This is a genomic window from Variovorax sp. Varisp53 (genome assembly GCF_059491555.1).
Genome location: NZ_CP168512.1, coordinates 2,291,444 through 2,314,037, shown reverse-complemented (window position 1 = coordinate 2,314,037; position 22,594 = coordinate 2,291,444). Strand labels below are relative to the sequence as shown.

Annotated in this window: 26 protein-coding genes; 11 read left to right on the top strand and 15 right to left on the bottom strand. The window is 68.1% G+C overall.

Annotated elements, in window-relative coordinates:
• The first annotated feature begins 6 nt into the window (after positions 1-6).
• Genes ACEOAB_RS10740 through ACEOAB_RS10715 form a run of 6 tightly spaced genes read left to right on the top strand, consistent with a single transcriptional unit; the run spans position 7 to position 4,934 of the window.
• Positions 7-759 (top strand): SDR family NAD(P)-dependent oxidoreductase, encoded by a 753-nt coding sequence (locus ACEOAB_RS10740; RefSeq protein ID WP_413748869.1) that lies wholly within the window; start codon positions 7-9, stop codon positions 757-759.
• Positions 760-779: 20 nt separating this feature from the next.
• Positions 780-1,529: an ABC transporter ATP-binding protein gene (locus tag ACEOAB_RS10735; RefSeq protein ID WP_056599694.1), complete on the top strand. Its 750-nt coding sequence runs from the start codon at positions 780-782 to the stop codon at positions 1,527-1,529.
• Positions 1,522-2,250 carry an ABC transporter ATP-binding protein gene (locus tag ACEOAB_RS10730; protein ID WP_082572481.1) on the top strand — a complete coding sequence of 243 codons (729 nt, stop codon included), beginning with the start codon at positions 1,522-1,524 and terminating at the stop codon, positions 2,248-2,250. Before ACEOAB_RS10735 ends, ACEOAB_RS10730 begins: the two co-directional genes overlap by 8 nt.
• Before the next feature lie 31 nt (positions 2,251-2,281).
• Positions 2,282-3,163 (top strand): branched-chain amino acid ABC transporter permease, encoded by an 882-nt coding sequence (locus tag ACEOAB_RS10725; RefSeq protein WP_007833006.1) that lies wholly within the window; start codon positions 2,282-2,284, stop codon positions 3,161-3,163.
• Positions 3,164-3,174: 11 nt separating this feature from the next.
• The gene (locus ACEOAB_RS10720) at positions 3,175-4,131 is read left to right on the top strand and encodes a branched-chain amino acid ABC transporter permease (protein ID WP_413748870.1); all 957 of its coding nucleotides are present in this window, start codon (positions 3,175-3,177) and stop codon (positions 4,129-4,131) included.
• 11 nt (positions 4,132-4,142) lie between these two features.
• Positions 4,143-4,934 carry an SDR family NAD(P)-dependent oxidoreductase gene (locus ACEOAB_RS10715; protein ID WP_413748871.1) on the top strand — a complete coding sequence of 264 codons (792 nt, stop codon included), beginning with the start codon at positions 4,143-4,145 and terminating at the stop codon, positions 4,932-4,934.
• Between the two features lie 38 nt (positions 4,935-4,972).
• Here ACEOAB_RS10715 and ACEOAB_RS10710 read toward each other — a convergent pair whose 3' ends face one another.
• From ACEOAB_RS10710 to ACEOAB_RS10665, 10 genes are all read right to left on the bottom strand, one after another.
• Complete coding sequence (locus tag ACEOAB_RS10710; protein WP_413751049.1) at positions 4,973-6,646, bottom strand: flavin-containing monooxygenase; 1,674 nt, start codon at positions 6,644-6,646, stop codon at positions 4,973-4,975.
• Between the two features lie 128 nt (positions 6,647-6,774).
• Complete coding sequence (locus ACEOAB_RS10705) at positions 6,775-7,530, bottom strand: IclR family transcriptional regulator (protein ID WP_056599714.1); 756 nt, start codon at positions 7,528-7,530, stop codon at positions 6,775-6,777.
• Between the two features lie 72 nt (positions 7,531-7,602).
• Positions 7,603-8,811, bottom strand: a complete 1,209-nt coding sequence (locus ACEOAB_RS10700) for a porin (protein WP_413751050.1) — start codon at positions 8,809-8,811, stop codon at positions 7,603-7,605.
• A gap of 145 nt (positions 8,812-8,956) precedes the next feature.
• Entirely contained in the window at positions 8,957-9,520 is a 564-nt protein-coding gene (locus tag ACEOAB_RS10695) for a nuclear transport factor 2 family protein (RefSeq protein ID WP_495653710.1), read from the bottom strand.
• A complete protein-coding gene (locus ACEOAB_RS10690) occupies positions 9,510-11,621 on the bottom strand; it encodes an acetate--CoA ligase family protein (RefSeq protein WP_495653709.1) in 2,112 nt (703 codons plus the stop codon). The genes ACEOAB_RS10695 and ACEOAB_RS10690 overlap by 11 nt, the downstream gene beginning before the upstream one ends.
• Positions 11,622-11,631: 10 nt before the next feature.
• A complete protein-coding gene (locus tag ACEOAB_RS10685) occupies positions 11,632-12,732 on the bottom strand; it encodes an acyl-CoA dehydrogenase family protein (RefSeq protein WP_495653708.1) in 1,101 nt (366 codons plus the stop codon).
• Between the two features lie 4 nt (positions 12,733-12,736).
• Entirely contained in the window at positions 12,737-13,936 is a 1,200-nt protein-coding gene (locus tag ACEOAB_RS10680) for an acyl-CoA dehydrogenase family protein (RefSeq protein WP_056599731.1), read from the bottom strand.
• A 42-nt stretch (positions 13,937-13,978) separates the two neighbouring features.
• The gene (locus ACEOAB_RS10675) at positions 13,979-14,950 is read right to left on the bottom strand and encodes a Bug family tripartite tricarboxylate transporter substrate binding protein (RefSeq protein ID WP_495653707.1); all 972 of its coding nucleotides are present in this window, start codon (positions 14,948-14,950) and stop codon (positions 13,979-13,981) included.
• A 103-nt stretch (positions 14,951-15,053) separates the two neighbouring features.
• A complete protein-coding gene (locus ACEOAB_RS10670; RefSeq protein ID WP_413749045.1) occupies positions 15,054-15,695 on the bottom strand; it encodes a TetR/AcrR family transcriptional regulator in 642 nt (213 codons plus the stop codon).
• 136 nt (positions 15,696-15,831) lie between these two features.
• Positions 15,832-16,605, bottom strand: coding sequence for an enoyl-CoA hydratase/isomerase family protein (locus ACEOAB_RS10665; RefSeq protein ID WP_056599925.1), 774 nt, complete (start codon positions 16,603-16,605; stop codon positions 15,832-15,834).
• Positions 16,606-16,892: 287 nt separating this feature from the next.
• Between ACEOAB_RS10665 and ACEOAB_RS10660 the strand changes: the two genes are divergently transcribed.
• Together ACEOAB_RS10660 and ACEOAB_RS10655 are read left to right on the top strand one after the other, a co-directional pair.
• Positions 16,893-17,117 carry a hypothetical protein gene (locus ACEOAB_RS10660; protein WP_413749046.1) on the top strand — a complete coding sequence of 75 codons (225 nt, stop codon included), beginning with the start codon at positions 16,893-16,895 and terminating at the stop codon, positions 17,115-17,117.
• 158 nt (positions 17,118-17,275) lie between these two features.
• Positions 17,276-17,620, top strand: coding sequence for a PRC-barrel domain-containing protein (locus ACEOAB_RS10655; protein WP_413749047.1), 345 nt, complete (start codon positions 17,276-17,278; stop codon positions 17,618-17,620).
• On the opposite strand, the gene ACEOAB_RS10650 is transcribed toward ACEOAB_RS10655, so the two are convergent.
• Entirely contained in the window at positions 17,608-18,201 is a 594-nt protein-coding gene (locus ACEOAB_RS10650) for a cysteine hydrolase family protein (RefSeq protein ID WP_413749048.1), read from the bottom strand. The two genes, ACEOAB_RS10655 and ACEOAB_RS10650, sit on opposite strands and share 13 nt — an antisense overlap.
• Positions 18,202-18,459: 258 nt before the next feature.
• Between ACEOAB_RS10650 and ACEOAB_RS10645 the strand changes: the two genes are divergently transcribed.
• Both ACEOAB_RS10645 and ACEOAB_RS10640 read left to right on the top strand, forming a co-directional pair.
• On the top strand, positions 18,460-19,080 hold the full coding sequence (locus ACEOAB_RS10645) for a UdgX family uracil-DNA binding protein (protein WP_413749049.1): 621 nt from the start codon (positions 18,460-18,462) through the stop codon (positions 19,078-19,080).
• Positions 19,081-19,165: 85 nt separating this feature from the next.
• Positions 19,166-19,462 (top strand): hypothetical protein, encoded by a 297-nt coding sequence (locus tag ACEOAB_RS10640; protein ID WP_413749050.1) that lies wholly within the window; start codon positions 19,166-19,168, stop codon positions 19,460-19,462.
• A gap of 37 nt (positions 19,463-19,499) precedes the next feature.
• Here ACEOAB_RS10640 and ACEOAB_RS10635 read toward each other — a convergent pair whose 3' ends face one another.
• Positions 19,500-19,925, bottom strand: a complete 426-nt coding sequence (locus tag ACEOAB_RS10635; protein WP_413749051.1) for a CBS domain-containing protein — start codon at positions 19,923-19,925, stop codon at positions 19,500-19,502.
• Positions 19,926-20,192: 267 nt separating this feature from the next.
• On the opposite strand from ACEOAB_RS10635, the gene ACEOAB_RS10630 reads away from it, so the two are divergent.
• Complete coding sequence (locus ACEOAB_RS10630; RefSeq protein WP_413749052.1) at positions 20,193-20,792, top strand: DUF4142 domain-containing protein; 600 nt, start codon at positions 20,193-20,195, stop codon at positions 20,790-20,792.
• An 11-nt stretch (positions 20,793-20,803) separates the two neighbouring features.
• Here ACEOAB_RS10630 and ACEOAB_RS10625 read toward each other — a convergent pair whose 3' ends face one another.
• From ACEOAB_RS10625 to ACEOAB_RS10615, 3 genes are all read right to left on the bottom strand, one after another.
• Positions 20,804-21,220: a DUF6766 family protein gene (locus ACEOAB_RS10625; protein ID WP_413749053.1), complete on the bottom strand. Its 417-nt coding sequence runs from the start codon at positions 21,218-21,220 to the stop codon at positions 20,804-20,806.
• Between the two features lie 94 nt (positions 21,221-21,314).
• Entirely contained in the window at positions 21,315-22,199 is an 885-nt protein-coding gene (locus tag ACEOAB_RS10620; RefSeq protein ID WP_495653706.1) for a DUF72 domain-containing protein, read from the bottom strand.
• 30 nt (positions 22,200-22,229) lie between these two features.
• Positions 22,230-22,568: a four-helix bundle copper-binding protein gene (locus ACEOAB_RS10615; protein WP_413749055.1), complete on the bottom strand. Its 339-nt coding sequence runs from the start codon at positions 22,566-22,568 to the stop codon at positions 22,230-22,232.
• Positions 22,569-22,594: the final 26 nt, after the last annotated feature.

Here is a 22,594-nt window from a genome sequence, read left to right as displayed (position 1 = left end):
GACAACATGACTCGACGTTTCGAAGGCAAGGTGGCGCTGGTCACCGGCGGTGCACGCGGCATCGGCCGCGCCATCTCGGAAGCCCTGGCGGCCGAAGGCGCCGTGGTGGGCGTGCTCGACCGGCAGGAAGACCTGGCGCGCGAAGCCGCCGAAGCCATCAAGGCGCAAGGCGGCCGTGCCGTGACCTTCGGTGGCGACGTGGCGCGCCGCGACACCTTCGCCCAGTCCATCCCGGCGCTGAAGCAGCAGTTCGGCCGCTTCGACATCCTGGTCAACAACGCGATCTGGGTGCGCTACGGCCCCATCGAGGCCATCACGCCCGAGATGCTCGAGCGCATGGTCGGCACCGGCTTCAACTCGGTGGCCTGGGGCATCCAGGTGGCGGCCGAGGCCATGGGCGAAGGCGGCAGCATCGTCAACATCGCCTCGTCGGCGGCCTATCTCGGCCTGCCCGAGGGCATGCTGTACTGCGGCGTAAAGGCCGGCGTGGTGGGCCTCACGCGCTCGGCGGCGGTCGACCTAGGGCCGCGCGGCATCCGCGTCAACGCGATCTGCCCGGGCTCGATCGAGACCGAAGGCGTGAAGATCAACCTGACACCCGAGAAGACTCAGGTCCGCCTGGCCAAGACGCCGATGAAGCGGCTCGGCGCGGTGGACGACGTGGCCAAGGCCGCCTGCTTCCTCGCCTCGTCCGACAGCAGCTTCATCACCGGCGAATCGCTGCTGGTCGACGGCGGCGTGACGCACGCCTTTCTCTGAACACCGGGCCCGCCCACGCCATGGACACCATCCTCGAAGCGCACCAGCTCAGCCGGCAGTTCAGCGGCTTCTTCGCCGTGAAGAACGTCGACCTGCGCGTGCGCCGGCATTCCGTGCATGCGCTGATCGGCCCTAACGGCGCGGGCAAGACCACCTGCTTCAACCTGCTGACCACCTTCCTGCGGCCGAGCACCGGGCGCGTGACCTTCAACGGCCGCGACATCTCGCGCAGCGACCCGGCCTCGGTGGCCATGGCCGGCCTGGTGCGCTCGTTCCAGATCTCGGCCGTGTTCGGCCAGATGACGGTGCTGGAGAACGTGCGCGTCGCGCTGCAGAAGAAGGCCGGCGGCAGCTTTGCCTTCTGGCGCAACGTGCGCGTGCTGCGCAGCCTGGACGCGCGGGCCATGGAGCTGCTGGAGCGCGTGGGCCTCACGCACTGGCGCGACACGATGGCCGGCGAGCTGCCCTACGGCCGCAAGCGCGCGCTGGAGCTCGCCACCACCATCGCGATGGACCCCGAGATGATCCTGCTCGACGAGCCCATGGCCGGCCTCGGCCACGAAGACATCGGCCCCGTGGTCGAACTGATCCGCGACGCGGCCAAGGGGCGCACCGTGCTGATGGTCGAGCACAACATGAAGGTCATCGAGGCGCTGTGCGACCGCGTGACCGTGCTGCAGGCCGGCCAGGTGCTGGCCGAAGGCAGCTACGACGAGGTGTCGCGCGACGCCCGCGTGATCGAAGCCTATGTGGGAGGCGCGCATGCCTGAGACCCTGGAAGCGGCGGCCACCACCGCCATGCTGCGCGTGGAAGGCCTGCGCGGCTGGTACGGCGAAACACTGGCACTGCAGGGCATCGACCTCGAAGTGCATGAGGGCGAAGTGGTCTGCCTGCTCGGACGCAACGGTGCCGGCAAGACCACCACGCTGCGCGCCATCATGGGCCTGCTCGGCCGGCGCGAAGGGCAGATCCGCATCGGCTCGACACCGTCCATCGGCCTGCAGCCCGAAGCCATCGCACGGCTCGGGCTGGCCTACTGCCCCGAGGAGCGCGGCATCTTCGCCAGCCTCACGACGCAAGAGAACCTGATGCTGCCACCGGTGCTGCGCCCGGGCGGCCTGAGCGTGGACGAGATCTACACGCTGTTCCCCAACCTGCTGCAGCGCCGCCACAGCCCCGGCACGCGGCTGTCGGGCGGCGAGCAGCAGATGCTGGCCATCGCGCGCATCCTGCGCACCGGCGCGCGGCTGCTGCTGCTCGACGAGCCGACGGAAGGCCTCGCGCCCGTGATCGTCGAGCGCATCGGCCAGACCATCGGCATGCTGCGCGAGCGCGGCTTCACCGTGCTGATGGTGGAGCAGAACTTCCGCTTCGCATCCACCCTGGCCGATCGCTTCTACGTGATCGAGGAAGGCCAGGTCGCGGCGCATTTCCGCCGCGACGAGCTGGACGCGCAGCGCAGCCGCATCGAGTCCCTGCTGGGGCTCTGAGCAACGCAATCAACGCAGGACACACCACAAGATGGACGGGTTACTCGGAATTCCCCCGGCGGCACTGATCGGGCAGCTGATGGTCGGCCTCATCAACGGCGCCTTCTACGCGCTGATGAGCCTGGGGCTGTCGATCATCTTCGGGCTGCTGCGCGTGGTGAACTTCGCGCACGGCGCGCAGTACATGCTGGGCGCCTTCGTCACCTGGGGGCTGCTGGAGTACCTGGGCATCGGCTACTGGGGCGCGATCGTCATCGCGCCGCTGGTGGTGGCGGCCTTCGGGCTGCTGTTCGAGCGCTGGATGCTGCGGCGCCTGTACACGCTGGACCATGTCTATGCATTGCTGCTGACCTTCGGCGTCGCCTTGCTCATGGAGGGCGCGTTCCGCCTGCAGTTCGGCGTGAGCGGGCAGCCCTACCCCAACCCGCTGTCGGGCGGCCTGGACGTGGGCGTCACCTTCCTGCCGATGTACCGCGTGTGGGTCATCGTGGCCGCGCTGGCGGTGTGCATGGGCACCTGGTTCTTCATCGAGAAGACGAAGCTCGGCGCCTACCTGCGCGCCGCCAACGAGAACGCGCCGCTGGTGCGCACCTTCGGCATCAACGTGCCGCGCATGCTGATGCTGACCTACGGCCTCGGCGTGGGCCTTGCCGGCCTCAGCGGCGTGATGGCCGCGCCCATCTACCAGGTGAGCCCGCTGATGGGCTCGAACCTGATCATCGTGGTGTTCGCTGTGGTGGTGATCGGCGGCATGGGTTCGATCCTCGGCTCCATCGTCACGGGCTTCGGCCTCGGTGCGATCGAAGGGCTCACCAAGATCTTCTATCCGGACGGCGCCGGCGTCGTCATCTTCGTCGTGATGATCCTGGTCCTCGCGGTCCGACCCCACGGCCTGTTCGGCCGCGCCTACTGAAGAAAGCCGACATGGACGCTCTCCACCGCCGCACGAACATCGCATTGCTGGCAGCCGCCCTGGCGGCGCTCGCCATCGCGCCATTCGCGGTCTATCCGATGTTCCTCATGAAGCTGATGTGCTTCGCGCTGCTCGCCGCCTCGGTCAACCTGCTGGTGGGCTACGTGGGCCTGCTGTCCTTCGGCCACGCCATGTTCTACGGCACCGCCGGCTACGTCACGGCGCACGCGGTCAAGGTCTGGGGCTGGGACGGCATGGCCGGCATCCTCGCGGGCGTGGCCACGGCGGCGCTCGTGGGGCTGGTCACGGGCCTGCTGGCCATTCGCCGCCAGGGCATCTACTTCTCCATGATCACGCTGGCCTTCGCGCAGCTGGTGTACTTCATTGCGCTGCGCATGCCCTTCACCGGCGGGGAAGACGGCATCCAGGAGATCCCGCGCCCGATGGTGCTGGGCCTGTTCTCGCTGCAGAACACCCTGGTGCTCTACTACTTCGTCGCGGCGCTGATCGTGTTCGGCTTCTGGCTGATCTACCGCGTGGTGCATTCGCCCTTCGGCCAGATCCTGCGCGCCATTCGCGACAACGAGCCGCGCGCCCAGTCGCTGGGCTACCGCGTCAACCGCTACAAGCTGCTGGCCTTCGTGCTGTCGGCCGGGCTGGCGGGGCTGGCCGGTTCGCTCAAGGTGCTGGTGTTCCAGCTCGCCTCGCTGACCGACGTGCACTGGGCCACCTCGGGCGAGGCGCTACTGATCTGCATCGTCGGCGGCATGCACACGCTGCTCGGCCCCGTCGTCGGCTCGATCGTCATCGTGTCGATGGAGAACTACCTCGCCTCGTTCGCCGAATGGGTGCTGATCATCCAGGGCGTCGTCTTCGTGCTGGTCGTCATGCTGTTCCGCAAGGGCATCGTCGGCCAGTTCCATTCGCATCTCGCCGCGCGCCGGCAGCGCCGCGCCGCGGCTTCCTGAGGAGCACGCCCATGGCAGCCCATGACCTTCCCTCCACCTGGCCGGCCACGCCCGGCCTGCTGTCCGGCCGGCTGGCGCTGGTGACCGGCGCTGCCAGCGGCATCGGCCGCGCCATCGCAACGGCCTATGCCCAGGCGGGCGCACGCGTCGTCGTGACCGACCTGAGCAGCGATCGCTGCGCCGAAACACTGGCGGCCGTGCACGCCGCCGGCGTCGAGGGCTGGGCCTACGCGCTCGATGTATCCGATGCCCAGGCCTGCCTCGCGCTGGCAGAGGCGGTGCACGACACCGCGGGCTACATCGACACGCTGGTCAACAACGCCGGCGTGATCATCCGCGAAGGCATCGACAGTCCGCGCGCGCAGGAGAACCTGCACCGCACGATGGACGTGAACCTGTTCGGCGTGTTCAACACCGTGCATGCGTGGCTGCCGGCCTTGCGGCGCACGCGGGGCTGCATCCTCAACGTGGCCTCGGGGGCCGCGTTCATCGCCCAGGGCGGCGCGCTGGGCTACTCGGCCTCCAAGGCCGCGGTGAAGATGTTCACGCAGACGCTGGCGCTCGACCTTGCGCCGGACGGCATCCGCGTCAACGCGCTCGCGCCGGGCGTGATCGAAACGCCGATGACCGAGGCCACGCGCGCCGATCCGGCGCGGCTGGGCCGCTTCATGCAGCGCATTCCGGCCGGCCGCCTCGGCCAGCCGCACGAGCTCGCGGGGCCTGCGGTGTTCCTGGCCTCCGGGCTCGCGAGCTTCGTCAACGGCGTCACCTTGCCGGTGGACGGCGGCACGCTGGCCGTGTAAGGCCCCGGGACCCGCAACAGCGGGTCCCCGTCCTGGCGTCAGGCCGCGAGTGCCTGCTGCACGCGTTCGAACACGAAGTCGCGATAACCGCCCTGCACCGCCGCGGCGCAATGCTCCCGGTACTTCAGGAAGCCGCCCGTGAAGAGCGTGAGCCCTTGCGGCTTGTCCTTCACGTTCGCGCCGACGTACCAGGTCTTGGCCTTGGTCAGCAGCGTGCGCTGCGAGAGCGCGTAGACGAGGTCCATCCAGGCTTGCTCGGCCTGCGCGGTCGGCTCGATGGTCGACAGGCCGTTCTCTTCCATGTGCGTCATGGCCGCGGCGATCCAGTCGACGTCGTGCTCGCTGATGCGGATGATGTTGGCGAGCGCGGCCGGGCCGTTCGGTCCGGTGGTCATGAAGAGATTGGGAAAGCCTTCCATCATCAGGCCCAGGTGGGAACGCGCGCCGTCCTTCCACTTCTCGTTCATCGTGCGCCCGTCGCGCCCGACGATGTCGAAGGCCAGCAGCGCGCCCGTGAGGCCGTCGTAGCCGGTGGCGAAGATGAGCATGTCGAGCTCGACCTCGCCGGCCTGCGTCTTCACGCCGCGCTCGGTGATCTCCACGATCGGGTCGGCAATGCAGTCCTTCAGGTGGACGTTGGGCCGGTTGAAGGTCTCGTAGTAGCTGCTGTCCAGGCAGGGGCGGCGCGCGAAGATGGGGTAGCCGCGCGGCTTCAGCTTCTCGGCCGTCACCGGGTCCTTCACGGTCTCGCCGATCTTGCCGCGCACGAATTCGGCCACGTGCTCGTTGGCTTCCGGGTTGGCCAGCAGGTCCGAAAAGGTGCCGAGCATCGCAAGCCCGCCGTTCTTCCAGGCGTCTTCGAGCAGCTGTTGGCGCTGCCTGGGCGTCACGCTGAAGAAGGCCCGCGTGGACTGCGGTCGCACGCCCCCCACAGCGCTGTTGCGGGCCGATTCGCGAATGCTGGCGTAGTTGCGCTTGACCTCGGCCACATAGTCGGACTCGAGCGCTTCGTTGCGCATCGGCATGGTGAAGCTGGGCGTGCGCTGGAACACGAAAAGCTCGCCGGCTTCCTTGCCCACTTCCTGCACGATCTGTATGCCCGTCGATCCGGTGCCGATGACGCCCACGCGCTTGCCGGCGAAACCGACGGGCTGGTGCGGCCACTTGGCGGCGCGCAGCAGCTGGCCCTTGAAGCGGTCGATGCCCGGAATCTCGGGGTCCTTGGGAATCGACAGCGGGCCGGTCGCCATGATGCAGTACGTGGCCTCGTAGGTGTCGCCGCGATCGGTCGTCACGGTCCACAGCTTGCGCGCCTCGTCCCACACCGCGCGGGTCACGCGCGTCTTGAACTGGATGTGCCGGCGCAGGTCGAGCCTGTCGGCCACGAAGTTGATGTACTTCAGCAGCTCGGGCTGGGCCGCGAACTGCTCCGACCACGTCCACTCCTGCTCGATCTCGGGAGAGAACGAAAAGCTGTAGTCGATGCTCGGCAGGTCGACGCGCGCACCGGGGTAGCGGTTCCAGTACCAGACACCGCCGACGTCGCCGCCCGCTTCGAAGCCCTGCACCCTGAAGCCCATCTCGCGGAAGCGGTACGTGGCGTACATGCCGCCGAAGCCGGCGCCGACAACGACCACGTCGACGCGCCTGGCGCCGGTATGCGGGTTCAATGGATGGTGAGATGAATGCAGGTTGATGGGTTCGGCGGTCATGTGTGTCTCCTTGTTGATTCCGGCCACGGCGGGCAGGTTTGCGTGCAAGGGAAATGATGCCCACCGTGGGGAAGCCCATCAAGAAAATCACACTGGCGCTGAACAACATTACATCCGTGATTTCCGCGCTATGCGGTCCCGTCTTCTTCCAGCTGCTGCACGAGCCTTCGCATGAGCGCGGTGTAGCGCGCACGATGCGGGCGCATGCGCTCGATGGTGCCACCCATGCCCAGCACCGCGATGCGCCCCTGCACCAGGCAAGGCAGCACCACGCCGACGGTGGCGCCACCGAGCAGCGGCATGTTCTCCATGTAGATCGACTTGCGCTCGCGCGCGTCGGCCACGTGCGCCGCAACGACTTCCAGTGGCACGCGGTCTTCCTTGCGCGGCGTGGCGATGTTGGCGCGGCGCACGAGCTTCTCGATCTCGGCATCGGAGCGGTCGGTCAGCAGCAGCCACCCCATCGCCGACAGCGTGAGCGGCCGCATGCTCCCCTCGTCGGTGTGAAAGCGCAGCTGGTGCGTCGACTGGATCACGCGGATGTACTGCAGGTAGATGTCGTTGAGCATGCAGATCGACACCGTCTCGCCCGTGGCGCTGTGCAGGTCGCGCATCACCTCGACGACGCGGCCTTGCCCGAACAGCGCCTGCGTGACCCAATCGCCCAGCGAGGCCACGCGCGGCGTGGGGAAGTACACGCGATCGGCGCGGTTGTAGTTGAGGTAGCCCAGCGCGATGAGGTTCTTCAGCAGCACCGTGGTGCTGGACTGCGGATACCCCAGCGCGTCGCTGATCTGCTTGAGGGCCAGGGGCGTGCGCACCTGCGCGAAATGCTCCAGCACCTGAAGCACCCGCGTGGCCGATTTGACTGTGCCGATGGGCATCGATGTCCTTCAGAAATCACGCATGCGATGGTAGTTGTCGCACATGCGTGCCTCCACCGGGTGAACCATAGGCTAGAACGCCACGCGCACCCCGACGTGGGTGGCGTGGCTGTTGCCGCCGCGGTCCAACCCGGCCTGGGAGGTGGCGCCCGTCACCGCATACGCCGCGCCGTTGTGGTTGCGGATGCGGCCGTAGTCGGCGTACAGGCTGGTCCGCTTCGACAGCGCGTAGATGTAGGCGATGCCGAACTGCGTGGCGTCACGATTCAACGGCCCCTTGTCATCGACACGCACCACCTGTGCGAGCACAGTGCTCACGCCAAAGGGCACGGCGATGCCGATCGACGCGCTGCGGTCGTCCTGTCCGCTGTAGTAGCCCACCAACGGGAAGCCCGCGAACATGAGGTTGTTGTCTGCGGCGGCATGCGTGGCCGGCGTGACCGCAGCGCCCGGATTGCGGAAGGTCGCGTACGAGCCGAACAGCTTGGCGGCACCGAAGTCGTAGGCCGCGGCGGAATGGAACCAATGCAGGGTGCTTGCATCTGCCAGTTGCCTGTAGGTGGAATAGCCGATGGCGGCGCTCAGCCCGCCCTTGAGGTAGAACACCGAGGCAGCGGTGCTCGTGCCAGACCTGGAGCTCGTCGCCGTTCCGCTGGTCACGGTGGTCTCTCCCGGCGAGTAGGACAGCTTGGCGATGAAGCCGCCGAAATTCGGCGACTGGTACCAGATGGTGTTGTTGACCCGCCCCGGCGCCGGCTGGATGCCCTGCAGGTTGCCGCCGCCGCCCAGGCCGAAGGCATCGCCCACTGCCTGCACCTCAGAGCCGATGGCCACCACGGTGCGCCCGAGCCGGATCTCGCCTATCGAGCCCGACAGGCCGACGATCGCTCCGCGGCCGAACGACTTGGCGCCCGCGCCCTGGTTCTGGCCCATCGTTCCCGCATCGGAGTTGAGGCCCATCTCCAGCAGGAAGTTGGCGCGCAGTCCGTCGCCCAGGTCTTCGCTGCCCTTGAACCCGAGGCGCGAGCCGTTCATGTGGCCGCTGTCCATCCGTCTCACACGTCCGCCGGCGTTGCTGGCCGATGCCAGGCTGGTGTCGATCAGGCCGTACATCGTGAGGCTGGACGGCGAGGCCGCCATGCCCCCCGCCGGCTGCACGATCTGGCGCAACTCTTCCTTCTGTGCCTGCTGGGCCAGCGCTGGCGATGCGCCGCAAAGGCCGGTGGCAAAAAGCGTCACAGCGAGCGGCATGCGACGCGGGGTGTTCAAGAAACTCGACAAGATTTGTCTCCTCGTATGGGATTTCTGGTTGCAGGCCCGCCTTGCAAAGGGCCTGGCCGCCGTCAACGCGTGGTTGTCGGCCGGCATGCAGAAGGCCGCCCTGCGGCAAGGCCGGGGGCGGTAGTCGAAGAGAACGGAGGTTTCGTCAGGTAGTTGCCGGGGGCAGCGACGCCAGGAGCGCGTACCAGGGGTCGTCGGGCGCGCGCCCGCCGATCGGCTGGCGCACGCCGAAGCGCTCGGCCTCGGTGCCGGCGGGCGCCGCCGACTCGCGGATCCAGTCGTAGGCCACGGTGCGCGCGGCCACCCGCCATTCGCCCGCGCCGCGCCGCTCGAAGCGGTCGATGTAGCGGCCGCAAAGGAAGGTCTCGCGCGGCTTGCCCTGCGCGTCGGTGTCGGTCTGGAAGGCCTGGAAGTAGCTTTCCACCGCGGCCTCGGCTCCGCGCAGTTCGATCGCGATGTTGCCGATCGTGTGGATCAAGCGGCCGCCCTCCTTGAGCTTTGCCAGCGCCCAATCGATGAAGCCGCTGGCGCCGCCGCTGTAGGGGCCGTGGCGATCGGTGGCGTCGGGCCAGTACGACGAGCGCAGCGCCGCCTCGTCGCAGCGGTCGATGCCGCGGCAATAGCGATAGAGGCATGCGCGAATCGCCTCGCGCGCGCTCAGCGCCTCGAGCCGGGCCTCCAGTGCGATCAGGCGTCCTTCAGTCTGCATGCGAATGCTCCTTCGTTTCAGTGCCGCGCAGCACGATCACCGCGTCGAGGCAGGCGGCGCCGTCGGTGCGAACCACTAGCGGATTGATGTCGACGCTTTCGAGCTCGTCGGCATGGGCGATGCCGAAGTCGGACAGGCGGCACAGGGCGTCGGCCAGCGCTGCCTCGTCGTAGCGCGGGCCGCCGCGCCAGCCGCGCAGCAGCTGCGTGGAGCGCACGCGCTCGATCAAGGCGGCGGCACGCACGGGCGTCAACGGCGCGGAGGCGAAGGCCACGTCCTTGAAGAGCTCCACGGCCGTGCCGCCGGAGCCGTACATCACCATCGGCCCGAAGGTCGGGTCGCGGTGGATGCCGAGGATCACCTCGACACCGCCCTGCAGCATCGGCGCGACCAGCACGCCTTCGAGCCGCGCCTCGGGCCGCGCCTTGCGGGCGCGCGCCATCAGCTCGTCGTACGCGGCCTCGACCGCCGCCGCGTCCTGCAGGCGCAGCATGACGCCGCCGACCTCGGTCTTGTGGGGAATGTCGGGCGAGACGATCTTCGCGACCACCGGAAAGCCCAGCGTTCGCGCGGCAGCCGCCGCATCGGCCGCGCTGCGGCACAGGCGCTCGGGCAGCACGGGCAGGCCCGCATGCGCCAGCGCGCGCTTGGCGCCGTCCTCGGTCGACACGTCGCCGCGCAGCGGCACGGCAGCCGCGCACTGCACGGGCTTGTAAAGCGTCTCGCGGCGTGCACAGATATGCGCGAGCGCGGCCAGCGCACGCACCGCGCGCGACGGGTCCTCGAACACCGGGATGCCCTGCTGTTCGAGCGTCTGGTTGACTTCGGGCTTGGATAGCATCACCAGCACCATGAGCCGGTCCGGATGCCGCTGGCGCTGCGCGATCAGTTCCGCCTGCGTCGAGGCAAAGCGCTCCGGCGACAGGCCCACGTGCGCGAGGTAGGCGAACACTGTGCCGTAGTCCGCGTGGTCCAGCATGACGCCCACTGTGCGCGACACGCCGCTGGGCACCGAGGTGACCTGCGCCGTCATGTCCAGCGGATTGCTCGCCACCGCGAACGGCAGCAGGTCGAGCGCGGCGCGGCGTGCGGCCTCGGGCAGCGGCGGCAGCGACATGCCGCGCCCACCGGCATCGTCGGCCATCAGCACGCCGATGCCGCCGGAGCCGGTGACGATGCCCATGCCGGCGTTGTGCGGCAGCGCCCGCGCGACCGAGAACGCATAGGCGATGTCGAGCATCTCCTCGATCGATTCGGGCCGCCACGCGCCGCACTCTGCGAAGACGGTGTCGTAGACCGTGTCGTTGCCGGCCAGCGAACCGGTGTGCGTGGAAGCCGCAGCGGCGCCGGCCTCGGTGCGGCCCACTTTCATGATGAGCACGGGCTTGCCGGCGGCCGCGGCCTTCAGCAGCGCGCGCCGCAGGCGCTCGCCGTCGCGGCACGACTCCAGCGCGGCGCAGATGACGCGCGTGTCGGCATCGTCCACAAGGTAGTCGATGCACTCGGCCACATCGACGTCGCCTTCGTTGCCGGTCGCGATGATCTTGCTGAAACCCAGGCCGCGCAGCGAGGCCATGCCGTAGGCCGCGGAGCCGAAGGCGCCGCTTTGCGTGGCCAGCGCGATGGGCCCGGGCACGGGCTTCAGGCCGTTCAGCGCGGTCGAGAAAGTCGAGAAGAAGCGCGTCGGCACGTTGAGCAGGCCGAGCGAGTTCGGCCCCACCATGCGCACGCCGGCATCGCGGCACATCTGCACCAGGCGGTCTTGCAGCGCACGGCCCGCGGCGTCGATCTCGGCGAAGCCGGCGGTCAGCACCTGGATCGCCTTCACGCCCTTGCCGATGCTGTCGCGCACGGCCGCCTCCACGCCGGCCACCGGCACCGCGATGACGGCCTGGTCGACCGGGTGCGGAATGTCGAGCACGCTGGCGAAGGCGGGCAGGCCCTGGATGGTGTCGCCGCTCTTGTTGACCGGATAGAGCGGCGCCTCGAAGCCGCCTTCGAGCATGAAGCGCAGCGGCCGTCCGCCGATGCGTTCAGGGTCGGACGAAGCGCCGATCAGCGCCACGGAAGAGGGATTGAAGAGCGAATCGAGTGAATGCACCACAAGCTCCTCAATGCAGCACGGCATCGGCGGCGAGCCGGTCGAGCTGGCTGAAACGATCACCCCACTGCTGGCTGCAGGCCAGCGCATGCATGGCGAGCCGCGCCGCCGGCAGCTCGCGCGACATGCCGATGCCGCCGTGCAGCTGGATGGCGGTTTCCGCGACCTGGCGGCCTGTGACGGCGAGGTACAGCTTCACCAGCGCCAGTTCGCGCCGCACCTCGCGCCCCGGCAACGCAGAGCCCATGCCGTCGAGCACCGTCACCTGCTGGCGCACCATGCCGCGCACATTCTCGTAGGCCACGTACATCTCGACCACCTTGTGGCGCAGCGCCTGGAAGGTGGCGAGCGCCACGCCGAACTGCTCGCGTGTGCCGAGGTACTCGATGGTCTGCTCGATCATCGCGCCGATGGCGCCGACCATCTGCGCGCACGACAGCAGCGCGCCGACCGCGTTGGCGTGGTCCACCAGCGGGCGGACCGCGGCGCCGCTCAGCAGCACGGCGGCCTCGGGCAGCGCGAGGCCCTCGACGTCGATGTCGGTGGTGTGGCGCGCATCGATGCCCGTGTAGCTGCGTGCGGCGCCGGCCAGCACGGCGCGCGGCAACAGCACCAGCGCGTCCTTGCCGTCCAGCGCGACGAGCGCCAGCAGGTGCGTCACGGGTTCGGTGAGGTCTGCGCCGCGCAGGCTGCCCTGCAGCACCACGCGTCCGCCTTGCAGGCGGGCGGCCGGCGTCACGTCGTCGACAGCGAGCACCGGGCAGACCGAGGCCTCGCCGCTCGCGATCTCGCCCAGCAGCGTTTCAGCGGCGGGGTTGCCGCCGATGTGCGACAGCAGCGTGGGCACCACGGCGCAGCGTTCGACCAGCGGCGCGGCCAGCGCGTGGCGTCCGGCCGCCTCGGCGATGGCGGCGATGTCGCCCAGCGAGGCGCCGGCACCGCCGCTGGCTTCGGCCACCAGCACGGCCTGCCAGCCCAGGCCCAGGAACTGGCGCCAGGTTGCGCTCGATGCATCGGCATCGGCATCGGCGGTAGTGGTGGCAGCGGCGGCAACGCGCAGCGTCGTGTCGTAGAGGTCGCCGGGGAACATCGGCTCTGCGTGGAATGGCATGGATTCAGGCTCCGAAAAGGTCGCGCGCGATGACGTTCTTCTGAACTTCGCTGGTGCCGCCGGCGATGGTGCGCGAGCGGTAGAAAAGATAGGTGTGCACGAGCTCGCGCTGCAGATCGACATCCTGCTGCGCGTCGACGCCGGTGGCGGCCACCAGCCGCGCCGCGTGCGCCGGGCCCGCGATGTCGAACGCGATGCCGATGATCTGCTGCGAGAGCTCCGAACAGTAGAGCTTGAGCGCTGACGACTTGGAGGCCGCGAGCGTGCCCTGCATTTCTTCCTGGATGGCGCTCAGCAGCATCTCGCGTGCGCCCTTCACGCCGGCCTGCGCGAGGTAGAGGCGCTCCAGCAGCACGTGGAAGCTGGGCGATGCAGCGGCTGCGGCATTGGCGTCGCGCCGTGCCACCAGCAGCTCCTCGACCTGCTCGGCGAGCCGCGCCAGCCGCGGCACGGTCGCGGGCGACAGGCGTTCGCGGTCGAGCAGGAACTTGGCGCACTTCCAGCCCTCGCCTTCGGCGCCGACCAGGTTCTCGCACGGCACGCGCACGTCGTTGAGGAACACCTCGTTGACGTGATGCCAGTGGTCGATGGTGGGAATCGGGCGCACCTCGATGCCGGGCGTGTTCATCGGCACCAGCAGCAGCGAGATGCCCGCCTGCTTGCGCCCCTCATTCGAAGTGCGCACCAGCGTGTACATCATGTCGGCCTCCTGCGCGTGCGAGGTCCAGATCTTCTGGCCGTTGAGCACGTAGTGGTCGCCGTCGCGGCGCGCGGAGGTCTTGAGCGAGGCCAGGTCGGAGCCGGCGCCGGGCTCCGAATAGCCCTGGCACCACCACTCGCTGCCGTCGAGGATGCGCGGCAGGAACCGTGCCTTCTGCGCCTCGGTGCCGAAGTGCAGGATCACCGGGCCGATGTGGCCCAGGCCGTGGTGGTACTGCGGCGGGCAATCGGCCTGCGCGGTGATCTCCTCGAACAGGTAGCGCTGCTGCAGGTCCCAGCCGGTGCCGCCATGGGCCACCGGCCAGTTGGGCGCGGCCCAGCCGCGGGCGAACAGCTTCTCTTGCCAGATGCGGTATTCGTTGCGCGTGATCTTCTGGTTGCTGCGCACGAAGCGCTTGAGTTCTTCCGGGCACTGCTCGGCGGCGAACTGGCGCAGCTCCTCGCGGAACGCGGCGTAGGGATCGGTCTGTGTTGGCGTTGTCATGTATCGGTGTGCTTGTTTTCGAAAGCGGTCATCGGGTCTTGTTCAGTCGAGCTGGATGCGGCGCTCGCGGATCACCGGCGCCCAGCGGTCGTGCTCGGCGCGCAGGTAGGCCGCGAACTCCGGTTGCGTCATGAGGCGCGGCTCCACGCCGGCGCGCTCGAGGGCCGCGCGCACTTCGGGTGTCTCGAGCACCGCGCGCAGGTCGGCGTAGATGCGTTGCTGCAGTTCTGCAGGCGTCTTGCTCGGAAGGAAGAACCCGAACCAGCCGCCCGCGGCGAAGCCCGCAAGCTGCGGCACGCCCGAGCGCGCGATGGGCACGACCTCGGGCATCCGCGCCACGGGCGCGTCGCTGGCAACGCCGAGCGCCTTGAGCCGGCCGGCGCGCACATAGGACATCGAGGCGGCCGAATCGAACATGGCCTGCACCTGGCCGCCCAGCAGGTCGTTCAGCGCAGGACCGTTGCCGCGGTAAGGCACGTGCACGATGTCGATGCCCGTCAGCGAGGCCAGCAGCTCGGCGGCGATGTGCGGGCTCGATCCGTTGCCGGAGGACGCGAACACGACCCCTTTTGGATTCGCCTTGGCATAGGCGATCAGCTCGGGCACTGTGTTCACGGGCAGCCTGGCCGACACGAACAGCACGCTCGGCGCGTCGGCCACGATGGTGACCGGCACCAGCGCGGCGGGGTCGTAGGGGAGGTTCTTCATCAGCAGCGGATTGCCGATGTAGCCGAAGGCGGTGAGCAGCAGCGTGTAGCCATCGCCCGGCGCACGCGCGGCCGCGGCGGTGCCGATGGAAGTCCCTCCCCCGTTGCGGTTGTCGATCACCACGGGCTGGCCCCAGCGCGCCGACAGCGCCGGGGCGACGATGCGCGCGAGGTTGTCGGTCAGCCCGCCGGCCGCGTACGGAACGATGAGTTGCACCGGCTTGTCGGGAAACGCCAGGGCCATGGCCGGCAGCGCGGCAAGCGCGCCGCAGCACATCGCGAGAAGGAATCGTTGAAGGACTTGCATCGCTGGATCTCGAAGGAAGTTTACTTAACGGCCGGTAAGTTACGAATCGGGTTTACCCTTCCAGGCGATGCGGCGCGCGTAGGCGCCGCAGCGTCGCCAAGCTTCAGCGCTTCGGTGTCGCGCGCAGGCCGCCGAAGGCCATGTCGAGGTACTGCTCGATCACTTCGCGGGTGCTCAGGCGGCCCTTGGGCGAATGCCAGCGGCAGATGTGGTTGAGCATCGACAGCAGCATGCGTCCGGCGATGGCGGGGTCGACCTTGCGCACCTCCCCCTTGGCGATGGCTTCGGCGATGCAGTCGCGCAAGAGGTGCTCGTATTCGTCGCGCAGGTAGACGGCCCCCGCGCGCGGATCGCCCTCGCTGCCGGACCAGAACGCGTTGGAGCCCGCGATCCAGGAATTGCGGCTGCGGTCCAGGAAGTCGGCAGACGACTCCATGAACAGGCGCACCTTGTCCAGCGGACTCTTGCCGCGGGACATGGCCTCGCGCACCGAGTCCACCAGCGCCTGCATCGACTCCAGCACGATGCGCTCGTACAGCGCTTCCTTGTTGGGGAAGTGGTAGTAGAGCGCGGCCTTGGTGATCTTGGCCTCGTCGGCGATGTCGCGCAGCGAGGTGCCTTCGTAGCCCTTCTTGGCGAAGAGCCGGCAGGCGATTTCGGTCAGCTGCTCCTGGCGCACGTCGGACTTGCGCCTGGAGCCCCGTTCCGGATCTGCCGCCTCGGCGACGTTGGACAGGGTTGCCATGGGCGAAGGTCCTCTTGAAATTCTTGGCGTGGGAGCTTGCGGGGGCAGCGGCTGAACAGCCATGCACTCGGTCCGCAATCGATCAAAAAATAATAGCACGCACCATGTAGCCGCAAGGCCCTGGTGCCGTGTGCCATCAGCGTCCGGTGTAGACGGGGGCGCGCTTCTCGAGGAAGGCGCGCTGCGCTTCCTTCGCGTCTTCCGTCTTCGACAGCGCCACCGTGTTGCCCTGCTCGTAGCGGTAGGCATCGCGCGACGGCATCACCTGCGTCATGCGGGCCGCTTCCTTGGCCAGGCGCAGCGCGATCGGGCTCTTGGAGGCGATCTCGGCGGCGATCTCCATCGCGTAGGGCATGAGCTCGTCGGCCGGCAGGCAGGCTTCGACGAGGCCGAGGCGGTACAGCTCCTGGCCGGTGACCTTCATGCCCGTGTAGAACATGCGCCGCGCGCGCGAGCGGCCGAATACCTCCTGCAGGAAGGTCACGCCGCCGGCCAGGCCGACGTTGATCTCGGGCATCGAGACGAAGGCGTCCTCCGACGCCACCCAGATGTCGGAGGCCATGACGAGGCCGAAGCCCGCGCCCATGGCCGGGCCGTTGATGGCCGCGATGACGGGCTTGGAGCACTCCACCACCGCGTAGTACGACTCGCGCACCAGGCGGTTGTGGCGGCCGTAGGCGCCGGGCGTGGCGCCGAGGTTGGGCCGCTCGCGGATGTCCGCGCCGGCCGAGAAGGTCTTGCCGCTGCCAGTGAGCACGATGACCGAGACGTCGTCGCGGTCGGAAAGCTCGTCGAACACCTGCGTCAGCTCGCTGCGCAGCTCGGCGTTCTGGGCATTGACCGGGGGGCGATTGAGCGTGAGCACCGCGATCCGGTCCTTGACCTCGAGCAGCAACGTATTGAAAGTCATCATGTCTCCTTGGGCGTCCTTGAACATATTACCTGTCGCACGGTAAGTTATTTTGAGGCACACGGCGCTCTTTTGGCAACTGCCGCGGCCCAGGACAGGTCGCGGTCGGGACAGCTGCACCGAAGCCATCTACGCCAGAGGGGCCGATGCGGGGCCGCATGTGCGTCGCGCAATCCAGGCGCTCATAATGCCGGCGACCCATGCCAGAGGTCACCTCGAACCCCGAGGCTCCGCGCCCTCCAGCCGGGCCGGCCGCTCTCCTCTCCTGGCATTTACGGGACGACATCATGAGCGCACTCCACATGTTTCTACCGGCGTGCGAGCCAGCGCGCAGCGAGATGCTCGCGCAGCTGGTGAAGACGCACCACGTACCCCGCCACCTCGTCAAAGGCATCGTGCCCAGGAGCCATGGCGCGCGCATCGAGACCACTTCGGCCGATGCGCCGCAAGGCCAGCAACAGGCGCAGCAAGCGTCGCCGCAGGACTCCGAGGCACCGGCCGCAGAGGAATAATTGCCGCGCAAACCTCCAGCCGTCGGGATGGGGGAATCTCCTACAGCGCGACAGTGCTGCAACCGATCCATGCGTCTCCCCCGCAGAGCGACACCCCCTCCCTGGGCTCTGCAAGCAAACGCCGGCGCTTTCCCAGAGGTGCCGTCAAGGAGATATTCATGGCAGCCACTTCCATTGCCACCGTGATCTCGTCGGATCGCGTCGAGGGGACAAGCGTCTACAACGCATCGGGCGACAAGCTCGGCTCGATCGACGACCTCATGATCGACAAGCTCACGGGCCAGGTCCGCTATGCGGTGCTGGAGTTCGGCGGCTTCCTCGGCATGGGCACCGACCGCTATCCCATTCCGTGGAGCATGCTCAAGTACGACACCTCTCAGGACGGCTACGTGGTGCCGCTGGACAAGGCCACGCTCGAGAAGGCGCCGCGCTACACCGACGACCAGGTGCCGGACTACGACGACCGGTACAGCGACACCATCAACAAGTACTACGGCTTCTGACGCGGCGATCGCGGGTCCGCCAGGCGGATCCGCGCGCCGGACGTGATCGGCAGCTTCAGGAACTCCTTCAGCTGGCGCAGCACGATGTCGTTGCGACTGGCCGACTGGGAGGCCACGCAGTCGCGCGGCACCACCACGGAGAGGTCGCGCATTCCGGCCTCGCTCGCCGTCACGAGAACGCACTGATCGCTCGCCACGCCCGTAAGGATGAGGCGATCGGCGTCCAGGTGCTGCAGCAGCAGTTCGAGCGGCGTGCCGAAGAACGCGGACTGCTTGGGTTTGAGCAGGAAGTAGTCGTCGGCGTCGGGAATCAACGCATTCGCGATCGCCGCACCGGCGCCGCCCTGTGCCAGCGCCTGGTCCACCAGCACGCGGAAATCGGAGCGCCAGCGGCCCCGGTTGTCGTTCGCGTAGATCACCGGCACGCCGGCCTTGCGGCACCGCGCCTTCAGCGCCGCGATGGGCCGCGCGATCCGCGCAGCGCGCACGAGCAGCTTTTCCGCATCGGGGAAATCCCAGCAACTGATCATGTCGATGATCAGCAGCGCGGTGTGGCCCGCGGCGCTTTCGTCGGCGAGCACTCCTGGGGATGCGGCAGATCGGGAAGGCATGCGGCCATTTTTTCATCTGCGGCATTCGTGTGCGCAGCGGCAGCGCCATTCGCGGCCTCGTCCGACATCGCATGGCGGCGCAGCGCGGCGGGCCCGCGCCTTCGCACGGAAGAACGTCGGTCTTTTCCGCCCTGCCCTCGACCACGAGCCCGGAGTCTTCCGATGAAAAGTACCGTCAGTGATTCGGTTGTCCAGCGTGGCGCCATCACCGCCTGAGGAGAAGCGGCCGTGTCCACGCGCCTTTCGATCGCACGCACGCGCGAGGCGCTGCTCGAGCTGAAGAAGGCGACCGACCGATGCCGCGAATGCCCCCTCGGGGCGCGCGCCACGCAGGCCGTGTGCGGCGAGGGCCGGGTTCGCTCGGCCATCATGGTGGTCGGCGAACAGCCCGGCGACAAGGAGGACGTGCAGGGCAGGCCTTTCGTCGGCCCGGCCGGCAAGCTCTTCGACCGGGCGCTGGACGAACTGGGCTGGACGCGCGAAGAGCTCTACGTGACCAATGCGGTCAAGCATTTCAAGTACGAGCTGCGCGGCAAGCGGCGCATGCACAAGACGCCGGCCCAGCGCGAGGCCGAAGCCTGCCATCACTGGCTGCAGGACGAGATCGATCTCGTGCGGCCCCCTGCCCTCGTCGCCCTGGGCGCCACGGCAGCGCGCGCACTTCTCGGACGGCAGGTGGCGGTGACGAAGGAGCGCGGCCGCTGGCACGACGACCCATCGGGACGGCCCGTGTTGGTCACCCTGCATCCCTCCGCATTGCTGCGCGGCGCCCCCCAGCAGCGCGACGAGGCCTGGCAGGCGTGGCTGAAGGACCTGGGGGTGGCGCTGCCGCGTAAGGCGAAGGACTGACACGAGCGGTGGGCCGTTTCTCACACGCACGGCCCGCGAATCCTGCAGATTGAAGACTGCCCAGTTTCGACCCCGAAGGACTTCCATGACTGCCAGCATTCCCCGCTCCCCGGGCACACCCGACTCGAGCGACGTCGTCGATCGGCTTCTCACCTTCGCATACCGCGGCTGGATCGTTTCCTGCGGCACCCAGCGCATCGATGGCGGCCTCTACAGGCCGGTCGTGTTTTGCCGTCCGGACGAGCCGGGAGAAAAGGACGCCAGGCTTCCTGCCGACACGGACAACGCGGCCTATGCAAGCGAGGCCGAGGCGCTGCGCCATGGAGAGCAGCAGGCCATGCGGTGGGTCCACGACCGCACCGGGGGACAGGGCGAGTTCTGAACGATTCGCCCCTCCGCGAGACCCGATGCGGGCGCGTTCAGGCGTGCACCGGCTCGGAGATCCCGCACAGCGCCTCGGCGGCGGGCTCGACCCTGCGCTCCTTCACCGCCACGTCGGCGAGGGCCACGATTCCCACGAGCCGCTTCTCGCGATTCACGATCGGCAGGCGCCGAATCTGGTGCTGGGCCATGAGCTGCGCCGCGCGTTCGACGGGCTCGTCGTCATAGGCCCATTGCACACCCGTCGACATGACGTCGCGGACCTTGACCTTGCCGTCCAGGCCTTCCGCCACGCCCCTGATGGCGATGTCGCGATCGGAGATCGTTCCGATCATGCGATCGTCCTCGCCCACCGGCATCATCCCGAAGTCGCCGTCGCGCATGGACTGCGCGGCCTCGATGAGCGTCGCGTCGGGGTGAACGACCTTCACGTCCTTGCTCATGACGTCCTTGATCTTGTGCATTTGAAACTCCTGTGAAAAGAAACAGAAACGGCGCGCACGCGCGAGCCGCACATCACGTGGAGTTGCAGCGCATTCCACGCATCCGTTCAACTTAGGCCCATCCCGCATGCGGTCTGTAGGACGGCGGCGAACAACCCGGCGGCCGGACCTTCCCAGCCGCGGCGTCCATTGGCGGCGACTGCCTACACCCGCATGGGGGTGTGGCGTCGTGCGCTCGCGCGAGAGGATCCCTACGATGGCCTCGTCCAAGTGTTGCAGGAGGCTCGCATGCAAATACGGCGACATCGAATCCTCATCCACCACCGCCGCCCGTTCCACCTTCATGTTCTCGGCACGTTGGCGATATTGGCAGTGCTGCTGACCTCGTCGATGGCAACGCATTCGCAACGCCACCAGATCCTGGTCGCCGCCGACGCGCCGGCCATCGAGGCGCAGGCCGCCACCGGGCAGCTCGATCCGGCCGACAGCGCCCTGCTGCGCGACATTGCCGAGGCCAATCTGGCGGAGATCGAATCGGGCCAGCTCGCCCTCGAGAGAGCGCAGAGCGACCAGATCCGGCAGTTCGCGCGGACCATGGTCGACAACCACACGCAGGCCATGAAAGAGACCGAACTCTTCGCAAGGGAAAAGAACATCCGGCTGCCTTCGGTTCCGGGCGCACGATACGCCGTCGCCCTTGCCGAACTCAAGGTGCTCAAGGGCGCCGCTTTCGACCGGCAGTACATGTCGCAGTCCGGCTTCGGCCAGCACAAGGCGACCGTCGAGCTGCTGCAGAAGACCCAGTCGACGGCAAAGGATCCGGAGCTGAAGGCCCTGGCCGTGAAGCTGCTCCCGATCGTCCAGAAGCAGCTGCAGTACGCCACTTGAGACGTGGCGGCCTACTGCGCACGCTCGCGCGCAGCCGCCCAGCGCGGATCGGTGTCGCGCCCTTCGTACTCGCGATCGATTTCGTCGATCAGCTTTTCGGCGTTCTTCGGATCGACCGCCGCGAGGATGGCGTCGATCTTCGCCTCCACCCGGTCATTGCCCTCCTTCGATTGAGGAGAGCCGACGTACAGAAGAAAGGCCAATCCGCCGATCTGCCACAGCAGCTGCAGGAACTCCGACTGCCAGTTCTCCAGCGTGTCGCGGCCCATCTGCATCGCATAGCCTGCGAACTCGACGGGGTGGCCGAACTGCTTCTGTTCGTCCACGTAGGCAAACCAGCCGAACACCCAATGCCCGAGCAGCGAGACCAGGAAGAAGCCCAGAGTGACCCAGCCATATCCGTAGAGTTTCCAGATGGATTTCTTCACGCTTCTTCCTTCCGGTTGTTGTGTGCCGGGATTTATCGGACCGTGGGAAGACGGGCCGTGAAGGCTGCCGCCTGAAGCGCGTGATCGGTCCGTCCTACGCCTCGGGCACGCCGGCTCCCAAGCGCTGCGCGAGCCGGGCGGCGTCGTGCGGGGCATGCACCTTGATGTCGTTGTCGAAATAGCAGGACACGTCGCGCATGCCGCGCCGCGCCGGACGCGGCGAGGCCAGCCTCGCTCCTGCCAGCTGCCGGCCATGGCGCCATGCGTCGATGCGCGCGGCCCACTTCGCGAGCGCTTCGTCGCTGTAGCCGCTCGCATAGAGTTCCTTGTCGCCGTGCAGCCGAAGGTAGACGAAGTCGGCGGTGATGTCCTCGATCAGCGGCCAGCGCCCGGCCGTGTCGGCGACCACGAGCGCGACCTCGTGGTGGCGCAGCATCGCCACGAAGTCGGGCGTGGCGATGCTCGGATGCCGCACTTCGATCGCATGCCTGATGCGAAGCCCGCGCGGCGCTTGCAGGAAGCTGCGCCCGTCGACGCGCTCGTCGTGCAATTGCGCAAGCCCCAGTGCCGAGCGAGCGTCGCGCGGCAGTACCGACAGGAAGGCGTCGATGCGCTCGGCGTCGTAGGCCAGGCGCGGCGGCAACTGCCACAGCACCGGCCCCAGCTTGGCGCCCAGCGCGAGCACGCCCGAAGCGAAGAAGTTCGCCAGGGCGATCTCCGCGTTCTCCAGACGCATCATGTGCGTGATGTAGCGCGAACCCTTGACCGCGAAGAGAAAGTCCTCCGGCGTCTGCTCTCGCCACGCCTCGTACGACTCGGGCCTCTGCAAGGAATAGAAGGAGCCGTTGATCTCGATGGTCGACACCTTCCTCGATGCGAATTCGAGTTCGCGGCGCTGCGCAAGCCCCCGCGGATAGAACTTGCCGCGCCATGGCGCGTACTTCCATCCGGAGATCCCGATGCGTGTTTCGCCCGGCATGGCGCTTCCATACGCCCCGCCGCGACGTCCTCAGGGTGCGCTCGCCGCCATGTTGCGGCATTCCTGCGCGCAGCTCCTGCAGGCCGTCGCGCATGCCTGGCAGTGATCGTGGTCATGGCTGGCGCATTCGTCGCCACAGGCACTGCAGACCTCGGCGCACAGCCCGCAGGCGGCCCTGGCGTGCACGCTGCCGCGGGCCATCAGCGATGCGCAGAGCCTGCACATGGCCTCGCAGTCGGTGTCCAGCGCGATGCACGCGGCCAATGATTTCACGTCCGGTTCGCGCAGGCATGCCGCCGCGCAGCGGCCGCATGCAGCGGCACAGGCATTGCACGCGGCAATGCATCGATCGAAGAGTTCCTGGGTCATCGAAGTCCTTCCTTGCGTTGCGGCAA